The organism is Methylobacterium mesophilicum (assembly GCF_022179445.1).
Lineage (GTDB): Bacteria > Pseudomonadota > Alphaproteobacteria > Rhizobiales > Beijerinckiaceae > Methylobacterium > Methylobacterium mesophilicum.
In genome coordinates this window covers 111,678-127,867 of record NZ_BPQU01000013.1, presented here as the reverse complement: position 1 = coordinate 127,867, position 16,190 = coordinate 111,678, and the positions used below count along the sequence as shown (strand labels likewise).

Annotated in this window: 11 protein-coding genes and 1 pseudogene; 7 read left to right on the top strand and 5 right to left on the bottom strand. The window is 68.9% G+C overall.

Translation table 11 applies throughout. The annotated features are described in order from the left end of the window. The 3 genes from MFF40_RS15055 (at position 1) to MFF40_RS15045 (ending at position 3,225) form a co-directional block, all read left to right on the top strand. A complete protein-coding gene (locus MFF40_RS15055; RefSeq protein ID WP_147853511.1) occupies positions 1-819 on the top strand; it encodes a TIGR00282 family metallophosphoesterase in 819 nt (272 codons plus the stop codon). 412 nt (positions 820-1,231) lie between these two features. Then, on the top strand, positions 1,232-2,212 hold the full coding sequence (locus MFF40_RS15050) for a MotA/TolQ/ExbB proton channel family protein (RefSeq protein ID WP_238261073.1): 981 nt from the start codon (positions 1,232-1,234) through the stop codon (positions 2,210-2,212). Further along, positions 2,212-3,225, top strand: a complete 1,014-nt coding sequence (locus MFF40_RS15045) for a peptidoglycan -binding protein (protein ID WP_147853513.1) — start codon at positions 2,212-2,214, stop codon at positions 3,223-3,225. Before MFF40_RS15050 ends, MFF40_RS15045 begins: the two co-directional genes overlap by 1 nt. A gap of 390 nt (positions 3,226-3,615) precedes the next feature. Here the strand turns inward: MFF40_RS15045 and MFF40_RS15040 are convergent, their stop codons facing one another. Beyond that, on the bottom strand, positions 3,616-5,463 hold the full coding sequence (locus tag MFF40_RS15040; RefSeq protein WP_238261071.1) for an ABC transporter transmembrane domain-containing protein: 1,848 nt from the start codon (positions 5,461-5,463) through the stop codon (positions 3,616-3,618). Between the two features lie 242 nt (positions 5,464-5,705). Here MFF40_RS15040 and rpmE point away from each other — a divergent pair, with 242 nt between their 5' ends. After that, entirely contained in the window at positions 5,706-5,954 is a 249-nt protein-coding gene (rpmE, locus tag MFF40_RS15035; protein WP_007565880.1) for a 50S ribosomal protein L31, read from the top strand. A gap of 450 nt (positions 5,955-6,404) precedes the next feature. After that, positions 6,405-7,184: a MetQ/NlpA family ABC transporter substrate-binding protein gene (locus tag MFF40_RS15030; RefSeq protein WP_147896618.1), complete on the top strand. Its 780-nt coding sequence runs from the start codon at positions 6,405-6,407 to the stop codon at positions 7,182-7,184. A gap of 46 nt (positions 7,185-7,230) precedes the next feature. Here the strand turns inward: MFF40_RS15030 and rcdA are convergent, their stop codons facing one another. Beyond that, positions 7,231-7,761 (bottom strand): protease adaptor protein RcdA, encoded by a 531-nt coding sequence (rcdA, locus tag MFF40_RS15025; RefSeq protein ID WP_147853515.1) that lies wholly within the window; start codon positions 7,759-7,761, stop codon positions 7,231-7,233. 459 nt (positions 7,762-8,220) lie between these two features. Beyond that, positions 8,221-8,652: pseudogene (locus tag MFF40_RS15020) on the bottom strand (copper chaperone PCu(A)C); the annotation flags it as partial. A gap of 349 nt (positions 8,653-9,001) precedes the next feature. Here MFF40_RS15020 and MFF40_RS15015 point away from each other — a divergent pair. Together MFF40_RS15015 and MFF40_RS15010 are read left to right on the top strand one after the other, a co-directional pair. Beyond that, positions 9,002-10,300: a L,D-transpeptidase family protein gene (locus MFF40_RS15015; protein WP_147896619.1), complete on the top strand. Its 1,299-nt coding sequence runs from the start codon at positions 9,002-9,004 to the stop codon at positions 10,298-10,300. A gap of 140 nt (positions 10,301-10,440) precedes the next feature. Further along, positions 10,441-12,099, top strand: a complete 1,659-nt coding sequence (locus tag MFF40_RS15010; protein ID WP_147853518.1) for a calcineurin-like phosphoesterase C-terminal domain-containing protein — start codon at positions 10,441-10,443, stop codon at positions 12,097-12,099. A 4-nt stretch (positions 12,100-12,103) separates the two neighbouring features. Here MFF40_RS15010 and MFF40_RS15005 read toward each other — a convergent pair whose 3' ends face one another. Further along, positions 12,104-13,129: a heparan-alpha-glucosaminide N-acetyltransferase domain-containing protein gene (locus tag MFF40_RS15005; RefSeq protein ID WP_187278044.1), complete on the bottom strand. Its 1,026-nt coding sequence runs from the start codon at positions 13,127-13,129 to the stop codon at positions 12,104-12,106. A 316-nt stretch (positions 13,130-13,445) separates the two neighbouring features. Continuing rightward, entirely contained in the window at positions 13,446-16,133 is a 2,688-nt protein-coding gene (locus MFF40_RS15000; protein ID WP_238261069.1) for a hybrid sensor histidine kinase/response regulator, read from the bottom strand. Positions 16,134-16,190: the final 57 nt, after the last annotated feature.

Here is a 16,190-nt window from a genome sequence, read left to right as displayed (position 1 = left end):
ATGCGGCTGCTCTTTCTCGGCGACGTGATCGGTCGCCCGGGCCGTACCGTCGTGTGCGAGCGCCTGCCCAAGCTGCGGGAGCGCTGGCGGCTCGACTGCGTCGTGATCAACGGCGAGAACTCCGCCGGCGGCTTCGGCATCTCCGAGACGATCTGCGACGAGCTGATCCAGGCCGGCGCCGATGCGGTGACGCTCGGCAACCACAGCTTCGACCAGCGCGAGGCGCTGGTGTTCATCGCCCGGCAGCCCCGCCTGGTGCGGCCGGCGAACTATCCCCCGGGTACACCGGGTCGCGGCGCCACCGTGGTGGAGACGCAGGGCGGCGCCCGGGTGCTCGTGGTCAACGTGATGGGCCGGGTCTTCATGGACGCCATGGACGACCCCTTCACCGCGGTGGAGCGCGAGATCTCCGCCTGCCCGCTGGGAGCCGCCGCCGACGCCGTCGTGGTGGACGTGCACGCGGAGGCGACCAGCGAGAAGCAGGCGTTGGGCCATTACCTCGACGGCCGCGCCAGCCTCGTGGTCGGGACCCACACCCACACGCCGACGGCCGATCACCGGATCCTGCCAGGCGGCACCGCCTACCTGTCGGATGCCGGCATGTGCGGCGACTACGATTCGGTCATCGGCATGCAGAAGGACGAGCCGATTCGCCGGATGATCCAGAAGACGCCGGGCTCCCGCTGGGAGGTCGCAGGCGGCGAGGCGACGTTGTGCGGTTTCGCCGTGGAGACGCAGGCCGATGGCCTGGCGACCCGGGTCGCGGCGGTCCGCCTCGGCCCGCATCTCGAGGAGAGCTGGCCTCGGTTCTGGGATTAGGGCGCTCGCCGACCCAGGAACTTCGGCCGCCCGCACCCGTAGATTGCAGAGACCCTCGGAACCAGGGAGCTCCGCATGCCTCAGATGTTCGACTGGATTTTCTTCGCCATCATGCTTCCGTTTCCGGCGTACCTGGTCTGGGACTGGTACCAGCACCGCTGAAGCCCGCGATCGGACCGGCTCGGTCAACGCGCGCCCGACTCCCTGAGATCGAACCCCGCTTAAGTCGAATGGGCCGCTTGTGTACGGCCCATGCCTACGTCATGCGACGGGTGGGTTCGGTCTCGGCCGGTCCGACGCCACACAAGCGTGTCCGTGGCGAGACTTGATCGCATGCGGGGCTGCCCCCACAGTGGTCGTGACGGACCCCGCTTCTGGGCGACCCCATGTTGAGATCAGGCTAGAGCGACCGATGGCCGCCCGCGACAACAGCGAGAATAACAGTCCACCGCTGGCGCGACCCGGGATTTATCTCGGGCGTATGGTGATCTTCCTGATCCTTGTGGGCTTCCTGGCCTTCATCCTGTTCAAGCAGATCACCCCGGCCTTCCTGGCCAATCCCGGGCTCAACGGGCTGATCCTCGGGGTTCTGCTGATCGCGGTGCTGATCGCCTTCGGGCAGGTCGTCCGGTTGTTCCGCGAGGTCGGCTACGTCAACGCGGTGGCGACCGGCGCTCAGGCCAAAAAGCCGCCGGCGCTGCTCGCCCCGATGGTGCCGATGATCGCGGCCCGGAAGACCGGGGCGCTGCTGCCGGGGACGACCGGTTATCTCGATACGATCGCGGCGCGCCTCGACGAGGGCCGCGAGATGCTGCGCTACATCGCCGGCATCCTGATTCTCCTGGGCCTGCTCGGCACCTTCTGGGGCCTGATCGACACGCTCTCGGCGGTGGGCGGGGTGATCAAGGGCATGCGCGGCGGAGGCGATGCCGGCGTGATGTTCGACGAACTCAAGTCCGGGCTCGCCGTGCCGCTCTCGGGCATCGGCCTCGCCTTCTCGGCCTCGCTGTTCGGCCTCGCCTCGTCGCTGATCACCGGCTTCCTGGAGCTGCAGGCCGGCCAGGCCCATGCTCGGTTCCACAACGAATTGCAGGATTGGCTGCTGTCCGGAACCGCTTCCGAGCCGGTGGTGGCGGGCGCTGTCCGGCCTGTCGCCGCCGCCGGTGCGCAGGATCTCAAGGAGGCGGTCGAGCGCCTGACCGCGATCGTGTCCGAGGGCGGGGGCGGCCGGGCCGCCACGCTGGCCATGACCAACCTCGCCGAGGGCATCCAGGGCCTCGTCCAGCACATGCGCGCCGAGCAGCAGATGATCCGCGACTGGGTCGAGGCTCAGGCGAGCCGCGAGCGCGAGCTGAAGCAAGTCCTCGACCGGCTCGGCCGGGAGCGGGTGTAGTGGCCTCGACCGCAGCGCGCGCCCGGCGCCCCCTCAATGTCTGGCCCGGCTACGTCGACGCGCTGGCGACGCTGCTGCTGGCGGTGGTGTTCCTGCTCACGGTGTTCGTGGTCGGCCAGTTCTTCCTGTCGCAGGAATTGACTGGGCGGGACGCCACGCTGGTCAAGCTCAACCGCCAGATCGCCGATCTCACCGATCTCCTGGCGCTGGAGCGCTCGAACCGCCGCGGCCAGGAGGACGAGGTCCGCAATCTCCGCACCACGCTCGCCGGCGTCGAGGCCGAGCGCGACCAAGCGAAGTCCCAGGCGGAGGCCGCCACCGTGAGCCAGGGGGCCGCCGGCGCCCTCGACAAGCAGCTGGAGACCGAGCGCGGCGCGACCAGGCGGGCCCTGTCCCAGGTCGATCTCCTGAACGAGCAGATCAGCGCCATGCGCCGCCAGCTCGCGGCCCTCGAGGATGCGCTGGCGGCCTCCGAGACCCGCGACCGGGAATCGCAGGTACGGATCGCCGAACTCGGCAGCCGGCTGAACGTAGCCCTGGCCCAGAAGGTCCAGGAGCTGGCGCGCTACCGCTCGGACTTCTTCGGGCGCCTGCGCCAGATCCTCGGCAACCGGCCGGACATTCGGGTGGTCGGCGACCGTTTCGTGCTGCAATCCGAGGTGCTGTTCCCCGGCGGCTCGGCGACGTTGAAGCCGGAGGCCGGCCCCGAACTCGACCGGATCGCCGGGGCCATCGCCGACCTCGCCCGGCAGATCCCGGCGGACCTACCCTGGGTCCTGCGGGTCGACGGTCACACCGATGCGCGGCCGATCACCACCGCGCAGTTCCCGTCGAACTGGGCGCTTTCGGCTGCCCGGGCCATCGCGGTGGTGCAGTACCTGGCCGGCAAGGGCATCCCGCCGCAACATCTCCTGGCCGGAGCCTTCGGCGAGTTCCAGCCGCTGGACGCCGGCACGACCGAGGATGCCTACGCCCGCAATCGTCGGATCGAGATGAAGCTGACGGAACGGTAGGGGCTCACCCTTCCGATATGCCGGACCGAACGAAGCGTTTTGATAGTCCGGCCCGCGATGGCGTACACTGGCGGTGATGCCCTCGGGGGCACACGCATCGCCCGGCGCCAACCACAGCCAGGGCAGCGTTGGCCTTCCCCAGCACCTCGGCCTGGGCCCGGCCGTCGCGGTGAGCATCGGATCGAGACCCGTGGCGTCGGCCTGCGCGAGGATCCCGGAGGCGGTATTGGCGTAGCCCGGCAGCCGGTCGGGCCCCTCCACGGACGGAAACCCTTAGGCTCGGGAACTCGACCTTCAACGCGGCCGCCCGTTAAAGCGCGATCACTGTCCCGGATCCGGGCGACGGATAGACCCCTTCCGTCGCCGAACCCGACGCAGCCAAGTCCCAAATCACTCGGCGGCGGGGATGCGTTCGCCTTCGCGGGTCCGAAGACCCTTGCCGCGGACGGTCTCGTCCAGGGCGTCGGTGAATTGCAGGCTGGCGAGCTGGGCGTAGAGCGCGCCCTGGGCGAGCAGGCTCTCGTGGGTGCCGGTCTCGACGATGCGGCCGTCGTCCAGCACCAGGATCCGGTCGGCGGCGCGGATCGTGGCCAGCCGGTGGGCGATCACCAGGGTCGTGCGCCCGCGCATCAGCGTGTCGAGGGCGGCCTGGACCGCGCGCTCGGATTCCGCGTCGAGCGCCGAGGTCGCCTCGTCGAGCAGCAGGATCGGCGAATCCTTTAGGATCGCCCGGGCGATGGCGACGCGCTGGCGCTGTCCGCCGGAGAGGGTCACGCCGCGCTCGCCGACCTGCGTGTCGTAGCCCTGCGGCAGGGCCGCGATGAAGCCGTGCGCGTTGGCGAGTTCGGCGGCGCGCCTCACCTCGGCCTCGCCGGCCTCGGGACGTCCGTAGCGGATGTTCTCGGACACGGTCCCGGAGAACACCACCGGATCTTGCGGGACCAGGGCGATGCGGGCGCGCAGCGCCTCCGGATCGACCTTCGTGATGTCGGTGCCGTCGACCAGCACGCGGCCACCCTGCGGATCGTAGAAGCGCAGGAGCAGCTGCAGCACCGTCGACTTCCCGGCACCGGACGGTCCCACGATGGCGATGCGTTCGCCGGGGGCCGCCGCGAAGGTCAGCCCGTCCAGGGCGGCGTGACCGAGCCGCGTCGGATAGGCGAAGTGCACGGCCTCGAAATTCACGGCGCCAGCGGCCGGCTTGGGCAGGGGCAGGGCCGGGGAGGGCGCACGGATCGCGGGCTCGGCCGCGAGGATCTCCGTGAGCCGCTCGGCTGCGCCGGCCGACATGGCGAGGTCGCCGTAGACCTCCGAGAGCTGGCCCAGCGCGCCCGCTCCGAACACCGCGTAGAGTACGAATTGCGACAGCTCACCGCCGGTCATCGTGTGGTTGAGAACGCCCTGGGCGCCGTACCACATCACCCCGACTACCGAGGCCGAGATCAGGAAAATTGCCACGCCGGTGAGCAGTGCCCGCGCCCGGATCGAATCCCGGGCGGCCCTGTAGGCGTCCTCGGAGGCCGCCGCGAACCGGGCCGCGGCCGTACCCGAGCGCCCGAAGGCCTGCATGGTCCGCACTGCCCCGACCGCCTCCGCGGCGTAGGCCGAGGCGTCCGCCAGCCGGTCCTGCGCGGCCCGGGAGCGCCGCCGCACGCCGCGGCCCGAGACGATCAACGGGAACACGATCACCGGGATGGCGGCCAGCACCATCACGGACAGGCGCGGGCTGGTGATCACCATCATGGTGGTCGCGCCCACGAACAGGAACAGGTTGCGCAGCAGGATCGAGACGGAGACGCCGAAGGCCGCCTTGATCTGCGTCGCGTCCGCGGTGAGCCGGGAGACGATCTCACCCGATTGCGAGCGGTCGAAGAAGGCTGGGTCGAGGATCGTCAGCCGGGCGAAGACGGCACTGCGCAGATCCGCGACCACGCGCTCGCCCAGCGTGACCACGGTGTAGACCCGGGCCGCGCTCGACAGCGCGAAAGCCGCGACCACCCCGAGCAGCGCGAGGAAGTAGGCGTCGATCACGTTCGCGCCGTCGGCCGTGAAGCCGTGGTCGATGACCCGCCGCATGGCGATCGGCACCACCAGGGTCGAGCCCGAGGCGCAGATCAGGGCGAGGATTCCGGCGGCGATCCGCCCGCGATACCGCAGGGCGAAGGGCAGGAGCGGCCGCAGTGCGCTCAAAGGGGCCTTCGGCCGGCCGGAAGCGGCCGCTTTGGTCTTACGGGCCATCACGCCTCACGCGTCTCTTCCCACCCGGTCCACGGCGCTTGTTCCCGGAGAGAGCCTGCGATATACGCCGCCCCTCATCCGATTGCGCGTGTTCAATGGCCGCGGGCCGCCACCACGGTCGGCTTGGACGTGCCGTTGCCACGAACCTACGGTTCGGTGCAACCGCTGACACCTTCCGCATCCCGGGCCGGGCGGCGCCTCCTGCGCTCCCCGCCGGCATGCCAGAACAGGAACGACAGGTCATGGCGAAGGACGCGGCCGCAAAGGCCAAGGGGACCGAGCACCCCGACTACCACTTCATCAAGGTCGTGATGACGGACGGCACCGAGTACCGGACCCGTTCGACCTACGGCAAGGAGGGTGACACCCTCAACCTCGACATCGACCCGCTCACCCATCCGGCCTGGACCGGTGGCGAGCAGAAGATGCTCGACCGCGCGGGCCGCGTCTCGCGCTTCAACTCGCGGTTCGGCAACCTCGGCAAGCGCTGATCCCGGACGGATCGCGCCGAAACGAATCAGGACGGGCGGTCCCTAGCGGAGCCGCCCGTTTTTTCGTGTCTGTCCGGCGCTGTCGCAGAGCAGGGCGGGAATTTTTCTGGCGGAATGGTCTGGCGAATTTTCCAGCCTTCCGACGCGTTCGATCTTCTCCGACGCCGCATGGAGAAAATGTTCTTCTGTCACGGCGCTGTCCGGGCGCTCCACCCGGTCAACCCGATCGGTGCGGCCTCTTTTCCAGCCAAGCCGAGCCGTCGTAATGTCCGGTGCCGTCGATGTTCCGCCCGGTCACGATCTTCGGTTGTCGCGATCTCGTCCAGGTCCGATGGCAGATGTCTGTTCCGATGTGTTTGTCGTGCGGTGTGTGAGTATTTTGTAAAACAAACTCAATACATCTTATGGCGCGCTCGAACATTGCGAGTGACGTTTTCGAGGTCTTTGTTCATGAAACGCTGGCTGTTTTTTGTCGTCGCAGTCCTGTTGACCTTCGCCGCCCCAGCCTTGGCGGGCGGGAAGATCAAGGTCGGCATCATGAGCGATTCCGAGGACGTCTGGGCGAAGGTCAAGGCGATCGCCGCCAAGGATGGGCTCGATCTCGATCTGGTCGTGTTCTCGGACTACCTGCTGCCGAATGCCGCCCTGGATGCCGGGGACCTTCAGGCCAACGCCTTCCAGCACAAGCCCTTCCTGGAGAACCAGATCACCGCCAAGGGCTACAAGATCGTGCCGGTCGGGGCCACGATCGTCTCGCCGATCGGGCTCTATTCCCGGAGGGTGAAGGCGGTCGGCGACCTGAAGGCCGGCGCCAAGATCGGCATCCCGAACGACCCGTCGAACGGCGGGCGTGCCCTGTTGCTGCTTCAGGCGCAGAAGTTGATCAAGCTGAAGGACGGCGTCGGCATCCTGCCCACGGTGCTCGACGTGACCGACAATCCGAAGACGCTTCAGTTCCGTGAGATCGACGCGGCCCAGTTGTCGCGCAGCCTCGACGATCTCGACGCTGCGGTGATCAACACCAATTACGCGGTCGAGGCAGGCCTGAAGCCGGGCAAGGACTCGATCGCGATCGAGTCGTCGGTCGACAATCCCTATAGCAACTTCATCGCGGTTCGGGAGACGGACAAGAACGCCCCCTGGGTGCCCAAGCTGGTCCACGCCTATCAGAACGATACGATCCGGGCCTACATCACGGACAAGCGGCCGGGGGAAGTGCCGGCCTTCTGAGATTGGCGCGCGGTCGGAACCAGCCGGTCCGGCCGCGCCACAATCCTCAGCCCTCGCCGAGGCGGAACGCCATGCGCAGCAGGCCCTGCTGCGCCGCCACCGGGCTCTCGACCGGCATCGGCGTCGGGCGGTCGTCGGTGATCAGTGAATCCAGGTGCAGGATGCGGGCGTGCAGCCGGCGAGCCCGCTGGATCAACTGCTGGAGGCGCATCGGCAGCAGGGTGAAGTCCGACTGCTTCGGCGGGTCGGACTTGCCGAGCTTGACCCGATGCTTCTCCAGCAGCGCCTCAGCCGGGGTCATCTCGCCCTCCGACACCGCGCGCTGCACGAGCAGCCACGACGCGATCTGCATGAGTAGCGTCGTGAGGCGCATGCTCTCGGCCGCGTAACTCAGCGTGGCATCCCGGGAAACCAGGCGCGACTCGTCCCGGCCCTGGCCGTCGAGGTAGGCCGCCGTCTCCTCCACGAGCAGCATGCCGTCGCGGAACAGCGTCTTGAACGCCTCGGAATTGACGTAGGTCTTGCCGAAATCGACCCAGTCCCGATCGTCCCGGAACGTGACATCGAAGCCGTTCATGTGCCTCTCCTGTGCCGCCGACGGGCCAAGCCGTCCCGGACCGGGACATTCCGGCCATGGCTCTCGGGCGACGCCGCAATCCTAGCGCCGAACCGCGGCAGCATCAGGGTTAGATCTTTCTTAACCTTAATGAGCCGGCCGATGGTTAAGATATGGCACACGCCGCCGGCTGCAAGCATTCAAAAGGTGACCTGGACACCGCCGAATATACGGTGCCTTGGACCGGTCTTGAAATCGGGCTCCCCGCGGCCGCGCAGCCTTGAACAGCGGAGCGTGGGCCTCGCGAGGAACAGTTGCACGACTCTTCTTGAAACACCCGGAAGGTGTGTCGCCGTCCGGGCTCGGCAGAGTCGGACGCCCGAGCCGTTCCCGACCGCCGCGCAATCGTGAACGGCTCCAAGGCCTTGGATCGGCACGTTGGCTTGCGCCGAGCCGGTATCCACTCCGGCGGTGGACGCTTTAATGCTGATGCTGGTGGCCGCCACCAGGCGCGCTCGCGCCGATCGGTGCGACCGAGAAGGTGACCGGCACGGTGCCGGCCCGCTGGAACGTGAGTGTCCCGGATACGCTGTCGCCGGCCTTCGGGGCGCCCGAGAGGCCCTCGAACATCAGGTGATAGCCGCCGGGCTTCAGCTCCACGGTCTCGCCCGGCTTGACCGTCAGGCCGCCGGAGACCGGGGCCATCTTCATCACGCCGCCCTCCATCGACATGGAGTGGATCTCGCCCGAGCGCGCGAACGGCACCGCGGCGCCCGTCAGCGTGTCCGGGACGCTGCCGGTGTTGCGGATCGTCACGTAGCCGCCCGCGACCTTGGCGCCGTTCGGCGTGGCACGCAGCCAGGGCGTGTCTATCGTGAGGTCGCCGGCCTTGATCGGATCGGCCTGGGCCGCCCCCGTGAACAGGCTGAGGCCGAGGAGGGCCGCGCAAAAGATCTTCATCGGCATGCTTCCGTCCTGAGGATGATGATCGACCGAGACGACACGTCGGGGCCGCGCGGCCGGTCCTTCCGAGGAAGGCGGAATCCCGCGCTGGCCGGCGGTGCGGTGACATCTCTGCCACACTGATCGACCCGGGACTGTTGTCGCCGTGCCGCATCCAGTCGCCACGTGCGCTGGCGCACGCCGACGCCACAATCCGGCCCCTTCGATAGGGAGTCTTAAGGTCATCCCGACACCGTGGCGACCGAGTAGACCCGCTCTCGCCATGAACTGACGAACTCCGGACAAGAGCCAGCGACTGATGCGCATCAAGGCAACAAACCGGTTCACCGCCATCCTGGGCGTCGCCGCGCTCGGCACGCTCGGCCTCGGTGCCGCCGAGGCCCGCGACCAGGGCAACTACGCCCAGGCCGAATGGGCGCAGGACTACGCCTCGCCCGCCGGCATGCAGGTGCAGCGCGAGACCGTGCCGATCCTGTCGCCCCAGACCGTGTCGGCCACCGAGCAGATGGTCGAGCGCTATCGGGACATCGTCAACCGCGGCGGCTGGCGCCCGGTCTCCGGTGCCGACCGCCTGCGCGTCGGCGCCAAGGGCCCGGCGGTGGCCGCGGTGCGCCAGCGCCTGATCGTCACCGGCGACCTCGATCCGGCCGCCGGCGGCTCCGGCGTGTACGATTCCTACGTCTCGGCCGGCGTGAAGCGGTTCCAGGCCCGTCACGGCCTTAGCCAGACCGGCGCCATGAGCCTCGCCACCCAGCAGGCGATGAACGTGCCCGCCGACGTGCGGCTGCACCAGCTCGAGACCAACGTCGTCCGCCTGCGCTCCTATTCGGGCGATCTCGGCCGGCGCTTCGTGATCATGAACATCCCGGCCGCCCTGGTGGAGACCGTGGAGAACGGCCAGGTCGTCACGCTGCACGCCGCCGGCGTCGGCAAGATCGACCGCCAGTCGCCGATCATGAACACCAAGGCGACCCAGATCAACTTCAACCCGACCTGGACGGTCCCGGCTTCCATCGTGAAGAAGGACCTGATTCCGAAGATGCAGAAGGATCCGAACTACCTCACCGACAACAAGATCCACATCCTGTCGGGCAACGGCGAGGTCTCGCCGCGTTCGATCAACTGGAACTCGGACGAGGGCACGCGCTACACCTACCGGCAGGAATCGGGCGCCGACTTCAACTCGATGGGCATCGTGCGCATCAACATCCCGAACCCCTACGGCGTGTTCATGCACGACACGAACACCAAGGGCGTGTTCGGCGACGATTTCCGCTTCATCTCGTCGGGCTGCGTGCGCGTGCAGAACGTGCGCGAGTACATCACGTGGCTCCTGAAGGACACGCCCGGCTGGGGCCGCGAGCAGGTCGAGCAGGCGATCGAGAGCGGCAAGCGCGTCGACGCCAACATCGCTCAGCCCGTGCCGGTCTACTGGACCTACATCACCGCCTGGGCGACCCCGGACGGCCTCGTGCAGTTCCGTGACGACATCTACAAGCGCGACGGCGTGAACGTGCCCTCGACCATCGGGGCGCCGACCCCGGTCGCCAGCGCCGAACCGCTGCCCCAGACTTTCGAGCCTGGCGACGAGGAGTAAGCGCTCCGCGCTTCGACCCGACGGGCTCATCCGAGGCCCGCACCCCGACCCGGGGTGCGGGCCTCGCGCGTTCGGGGCCGCTCTGTCATCCGGCGGTCAAACGCCTCTGCTTGGCCTTTGCCGCCGAGCAGGAGCCCCCGATGTCGCGCGATTCGATCTCAGCCGCCGGACGCCTCACCCGCCGGGAGACCGTGGCAGGCGCCGCCGCCCTCTCGCTCCTGGCCGGCCGCGCGGGCGCGCAGGAATCCGGTGAGGCCACGGGCATCGTCTACGCCATCCAGGCGACCGGTTCCGAGCGCGCGCCGCTTTCGGGCGTGCTGGTCTCCAACGGCCGGGAAGTGGTGCGGACGGACAGGGACGGCCGCTACCGCCTTCCGATGCCGGGCGACGGCGCGGTGTTCGTGATCAAGCCGCCGGGCTATGCCCTGCCGCGGGACGCCGACAACGTGCCCCGCCACTCCTATATCCACCAGCCCGGCGGGACGCCCGCGGGCCTCGGCCTGCGCTACAGGGGCCTCGCGCCCACCGGTCCGCTCCCGGCCGCGATCGACTTCACCCTGACGAAGGCCGACGAGCCGGCGGATTTCGACGTGATCCTGTTCACCGATCCGCAGCCCGAGAGCCGGTTCGAGCTCGACCACGTGCGCGACACCGCAGTCGCCCGGGCGATGGCGATCCCGGCGGCCTTCGGCCTCACCACCGGCGACGTGCTGTTCGACGACCTTTCGCTCTACGGCCGCTCCAACCGCATCGTCGGGCGGATCGGCCTGCCGTGGTACAGCCTGCCCGGCAACCACGACCTCAACATGCAGGCGCCGGACGCCCGCTACAGCCGCGAGACCTGGAAGCGCGTGTTCGGGGCGCCGACCTACGCGTTCCGTCACGGGCGGGCGCTGTTCGTGATGATCGACAACGTCGAGTGGATGGGGCCGCCGGTCCCCGTGGGGGCCAACACCTACCGGGGCCATGTCGGAGAGCGCTCGCTCACCTTCCTGAAGAACCTTCTGGCCGAGATCCCGCCGGACGATTTGATCGTGCTGGCGACCCATATCCCGCTGGTGACCGATACCGGCGACGACCCGCGCAGCGCGACGATCGACCGGGCCGCGCTCCTCGACCTGTTGGCCGGCCGGACGGTGCTGAGCCTCGCCGGCCACACCCACACCACCGAGCACCATTACCTTGCGGAGCGGCACCACCACCACGTGATGACCGCCGTGTCCGGCTCGTGGTGGAGCGGCCCCGACACCCGCACCGGCATCCCGTCCGCCGACAGCCGCGACGGCACGCCGAACGGCTTCCACGTGCTCTCGATCCGCGGCACCGACTACACCACTCGCTTCGTCCCCGCCCAGGGCGAGCCGGACGCGGCGATGCGGATCGCCTTCGAGAGCGAATTGCGCCCGGCCGCCCCCGAGATCGTCCGGGCGAGCCACCCGATGCAGGGGCTGCGCCCGCCGGTCCCGCAGGACGCGCTGTCGGCGACCAATCTCGTGGTCAACGTGTTCGACGGCGGCCCGCGCACGAACCTCACGATTCGGATCGGCGACCGGGCGCCGGCGCCGATGGCGCGGACGCGCCGGCTCGATCCGTTCGTGACCGAACTCTACGCCCGCTATCCCGAGACCAAGAAGAGTTGGGTGCAGGCGACGCCCTCGACCCACATCTGGACCGCGGGCCTGCCCGACGACCTCGCGCCGGGCGCCCACCGGGTCACGGTCGCGGGCACAGACGAGTACGGCCGGCCGATCCGCGCCTGCGTCGTGCTCGAAGTCACGGGCGACGGCGCGCGCGGTTAGAAGGTCACGTCGGCGCGAGCGTGAACGCGGCCTGCATCGCGCGCGTCAGCGCCGCGCGAAAGCCCGTGATCGCGGCGATCAGGACGATGGTCAGCGCCGCGGCCTCCCACGGGTTTCGAACGATCGGACCGCAGACACTTTGGATGGCGAACAGGCTCAGGTTCGATGCGACCAGATGGACCAGGACGTGCCGCCCGGGACCGGTCCAGAGGCGCGGGACCGCGATGCGCCGCACGATCGCCATGCTGGCCGCCCGGTAGAGCAGCAAGAACAGCGCCGGCCCGATCACCCACAAGGTCGATGGCGGGAACCGCGAGGGCAGGCTCCCGGTGATCAACGCGACGGCCAGGAGCGTGTAGGTCGCCGACGCGGCGAGGCAGAGATCGATGCGGCCGAAAGGCTCCGTCCGGTCGGCGTAAGAGGCCCCCAGGAACAGCCACATCGCGTACGGGGCGAGGGGGAAATACGTGTTGCCGGGCGCGGGGAGGACGATCGCCAGCCACGGCAGATCGGGACCGTCGAACGGGATGCATCCGAACGAGGCCGAGGCCGCCAGGCAGGCCACCAGACAGGCCGGCCTGCGGACGACGTGCCCGAGCCCTCGGCCCAGCCAAACCATCGCGAGGCTCAGGACGAAGAACGAGGCGAGGAATTCGCTGTGGCCCGGCAGGTCCGTCAGCGTCACCACGCCGAGGATCCGCGCCGCCGACCACCCGTTGCCGTCGGTCAGGATCACGGCCCCGATCCCCGACAGGTAGAAGGCCAGCAGGATCTTGGCCGGCCCCTGCAGCCGCTCCCACACCGGCCTAACCCGGCCAGACCGGGCGGACAGGGCCGTGCCCCAGCCGAATGCGAACAGGAATCCCGGGAAGCTCACGAGATTGATGACGTTCGACAGGCCCGCCGTGAACCCGTCGATCGGGGCCTGGACGATCTGGACGACGTGGGCGAACACCATGCCGACCACGAGGAACGTCTTGAAGACATCGAGTTCGACGCACCGTCCCAGGTTGGCGTTCCGGGTGGACAAGACGAGGCCTCGGTCTGCGGCATCGATACGGTGCGCCAGCCCGAAGGTCGCCGGGAAGGGTAAAGATCCCATGCTGCCGGCCAGCCGCGCGATCCCTGCAGAGTTCCCTCGAGGCTGCTGCGCAAGACCTTAAGAATAAGGGAGACGGTAGGATGCCCCCATGGCCGGCCTAAGCCGGCGTGGCCGACTGCACTTGAGCCCACTGAAGGCGCGCTGGCGCGTATCGTTGCGTCGCAATCGGGAACGCCTGAACGCCGTGGATCCGGCGCTCCAGACGCCTTGGCGTTCCGCGACGTTGGCATGCTCGCCACAACCATCAGCGGGCGGCGATCAGATCCTTGATCCGTGCGGCGAGGGCGTCCATCGGGAAGGGCTTGGTCAGCACCTGCATGCCGGGCTCCAGGTGGCCGTGCCCCAGCACCGCGGTCTCGGCGTAGCCGGTGATGAACAGCACCTTGAGGTCGGGCCGCCGCTCGCGGCCGGCATCCGCCATCTGCCGGCCGTTCATCCCCCCGGGTAGGCCGACATCGGTGACGAGCAGATCGATATGCACGTCCGACTGCAGGACCTTGAGCCCCGCGGTGCTGTCGGCCGCCTCGATCGCGGTGTAGCCGAGATCCTCCAGCACCTCGGTGACCAGCATCCGCACGGACGGCTCGTCGTCCACGATCAGCACGGTCTCGTCACGGCCGGCCCGCGCCACGCCGGAGAGCTGAAGGGCGACATCGCCCCCTTCGGCCTCACCGCGATGACGCGGCATGTACAGGCACACGGTCGTGCCCCGGCCGACCTCCGATTCGATCTGCACCTGGCCCCCCGATTGCTGCGCGAAGCCGTGGATCATCGAGAGCCCGAGGCCGGTACCCTGGCCGATCGGCTTCGTGGTGAAGAACGGCTCGAACACCCGGGCGATCACCTCCGGGGGCATGCCGGTGCCGGTGTCGGTCACGCGCAGCACGAGATACGGGCCTTCGGGGAGGTCGTGCCGGAGGGCCGCGGCCCGATCCAGGTGGGTGTTGGCGGTCTCGATGGTGATGCGCCCGCCCGCCGGCATGGCGTCGCGGGCGTTGATGCACAGGTTCAGGAGCGCGTTCTCGAGCTGGCCCGGATCGATCAGCGCCGGCCACAGCGCGGGAGCCCCGATCACATCCAGGCCGACCTCCGGCCCGATGGTGCGCCGGATCAGCTCCTCCATGCCGAGGATGAGCTGGTTCACGTTGGTCGGCTTGGGGGTCAGCGTCTGGCGGCGCGAGAAGGCGAGCAGGCGGTGGGTCAAGGCCGCCGCGCGCTTGGCCGCTCCCTGGGCCACCGTCATGTAGCGGTCCAGCTCGGCGAACCGGCCCTGGCTGATCCGGGTCTGCATCAGCTCCAGCGCGCCGGAGATGCCGGCCAGCAGGTTGTTGAAGTCGTGGGCCAGGCCGCCGGTGAGCTGGCCGACGGCCTCCATCTTCTGCGACTGGCGCAGAGCCTCTTCGGTCTGACGCTGGCTGGTCGTGTCGATGCCGACGCCCGTGCGCCGGAGCGGCCGCCCCGCGGCATCGTGATAGGTATGGCCGCGGGACAGGACCCAGTGGACGGTGCCGTCCGGGTGGCACAGGCGATACTCGAGTTCGAGGTCGCCGGCATTCGCCAATCCGCCCGCCATCGTCGTCTTGAGCGCCGGGCGGTCGTCGGGGTGGACGTTGGCGAGGAAGTCCGGGCGCGGGATGCCCTCCGATCCCCGTTCCGGATCGATCGCGTAGAGCTTGGCGATGGCGGCGTCGTAGAAGAACCGGTCGCTGTCCAGCTCGTAGGTCCAGACGCCGACCCCGCCGACCGCCGACAGGGCGAGGCGCGCGAAGTCCTGGGCGTCGCGCAAGAGGGCGTCGCGCTCCTTCTCGGCGGTGACGTCCCGGCCGGTGGCGTAGAGCATGTCTCCCGCCGGGACCGCGACCCAGGAGATCCAGCGCAGCGATCCGTCCTTGTGCCGGTAGCGGTTGACGATCCGCGGTTGGGCGCCTTCCGCCGCCGCGGTGTAGGCGCCGATGGTTTCGGCATGGTCGTCCGGGACCACGAACGCGTTGACGTGGCGGCCCAGGAGTTCCTCGGGTGTGTAGCCGAGCATCTTCGTCCAGGCGGGATTGACCCGCCGGAAGACCCCCGCGAAATCGATGACCAGCAGGAGGTCGGGCGACGTGTCCCAGAGGGTGTTCAGCTCCAGGGTCCGTTCCTGCACCTGCTGCTCGAGCGTGTCGTTGAGCGTCCGGAGCTCCGCCTCGGCGACCTTGCGCGCGGTCACGTCGTTGAAGAAGATCGCGATGTGCCGGTCCGCGGGCTCGCCGACCCGGATGGCGCGCACGTCGAACCAGCGCTCGAAATTGTTGGCGTAGCTCTCGAAGTTGGCCGGCTCGCCCGTCCAGGCGACGCGGCCGTAGGTCTCGAACCAGAACCGCTCCAGATCGGGCGCGAACTCCGTGACCCATTTCCCGCGCAGGTTGACACCGGCCTGACGCTCGAAGGCTGGGTTGGCCTCGAGGAAGCGGTAATTCACCGGGCGGTCGCCATCGAACTTCACCTCGACGATGGCGAAGGCCGTCTCCACCGTGTCCAGCAGCGTCCTGAACAGATCCTCCGTCTTGCGCAGGCGCTCGCCGGCTTCGCGCGGGCCGGTGCGGTCGCGCAGGATCTTGACGTAGCCGTGCCGCGTGCCGTCCTCGCGGCGCAGAGGCATCAGCTCACCGGAGGCCCAGAACTCGGAGCCGTCCTTGCGCACGTGCCACCGCTCGTCGGCGGCGCGGCCCTCGGCGAGGGCGACGCGCCTCTCCTCGCTGGGGCGCCCGGCCGCCCGGTCCCGCGCGGTGAAGATGCAGTCGCTCGACGCGCCGAGGATCTCGCCGCTTCGCCAGCCGAAGATGTTCTCCGCGCCGGCGTTCCAGTCGGTGACGATGCCATCCAGATCGGTGACGACGATCGCGAAATCGATCGCGCTCTCGATGACGTGCTGAAGATGGCTGCGTTCAGGCATAGCCCCGTTTAGCGGCTTCCGCGGCAAAAGTTAGGTCGGCTCCGAGGCTCCGACATC

What these genes read in the sequence shown, in the direction of transcription:
- MFF40_RS15055 (WP_147853511.1), top strand. Translation starts at nt 1, where the DNA reads ATGCGGCTGCTCTTTCTCGGCGACGTGATCGGTCGCCCGGGCCGTACC.
- MFF40_RS15050 (WP_238261073.1), top strand. Translation starts at nt 1,232, where the DNA reads ATGGCCGCCCGCGACAACAGCGAGAATAACAGTCCACCGCTGGCGCGA.
- MFF40_RS15040 (WP_238261071.1), bottom strand. Translation starts at nt 5,463, where the DNA reads ATGGCCCGTAAGACCAAAGCGGCCGCTTCCGGCCGGCCGAAGGCCCCT.
- rpmE (WP_007565880.1), top strand. Translation starts at nt 5,706, where the DNA reads ATGGCGAAGGACGCGGCCGCAAAGGCCAAGGGGACCGAGCACCCCGAC.
- MFF40_RS15030 (WP_147896618.1), top strand. Translation starts at nt 6,405, where the DNA reads ATGAAACGCTGGCTGTTTTTTGTCGTCGCAGTCCTGTTGACCTTCGCC.
- rcdA (WP_147853515.1), bottom strand. Translation starts at nt 7,761, where the DNA reads ATGAACGGCTTCGATGTCACGTTCCGGGACGATCGGGACTGGGTCGAT.
- MFF40_RS15015 (WP_147896619.1), top strand. Translation starts at nt 9,002, where the DNA reads ATGCGCATCAAGGCAACAAACCGGTTCACCGCCATCCTGGGCGTCGCC.
- MFF40_RS15010 (WP_147853518.1), top strand. Translation starts at nt 10,441, where the DNA reads ATGTCGCGCGATTCGATCTCAGCCGCCGGACGCCTCACCCGCCGGGAG.
- MFF40_RS15000 (WP_238261069.1), bottom strand. Translation starts at nt 16,133, where the DNA reads ATGCCTGAACGCAGCCATCTTCAGCACGTCATCGAGAGCGCGATCGAT.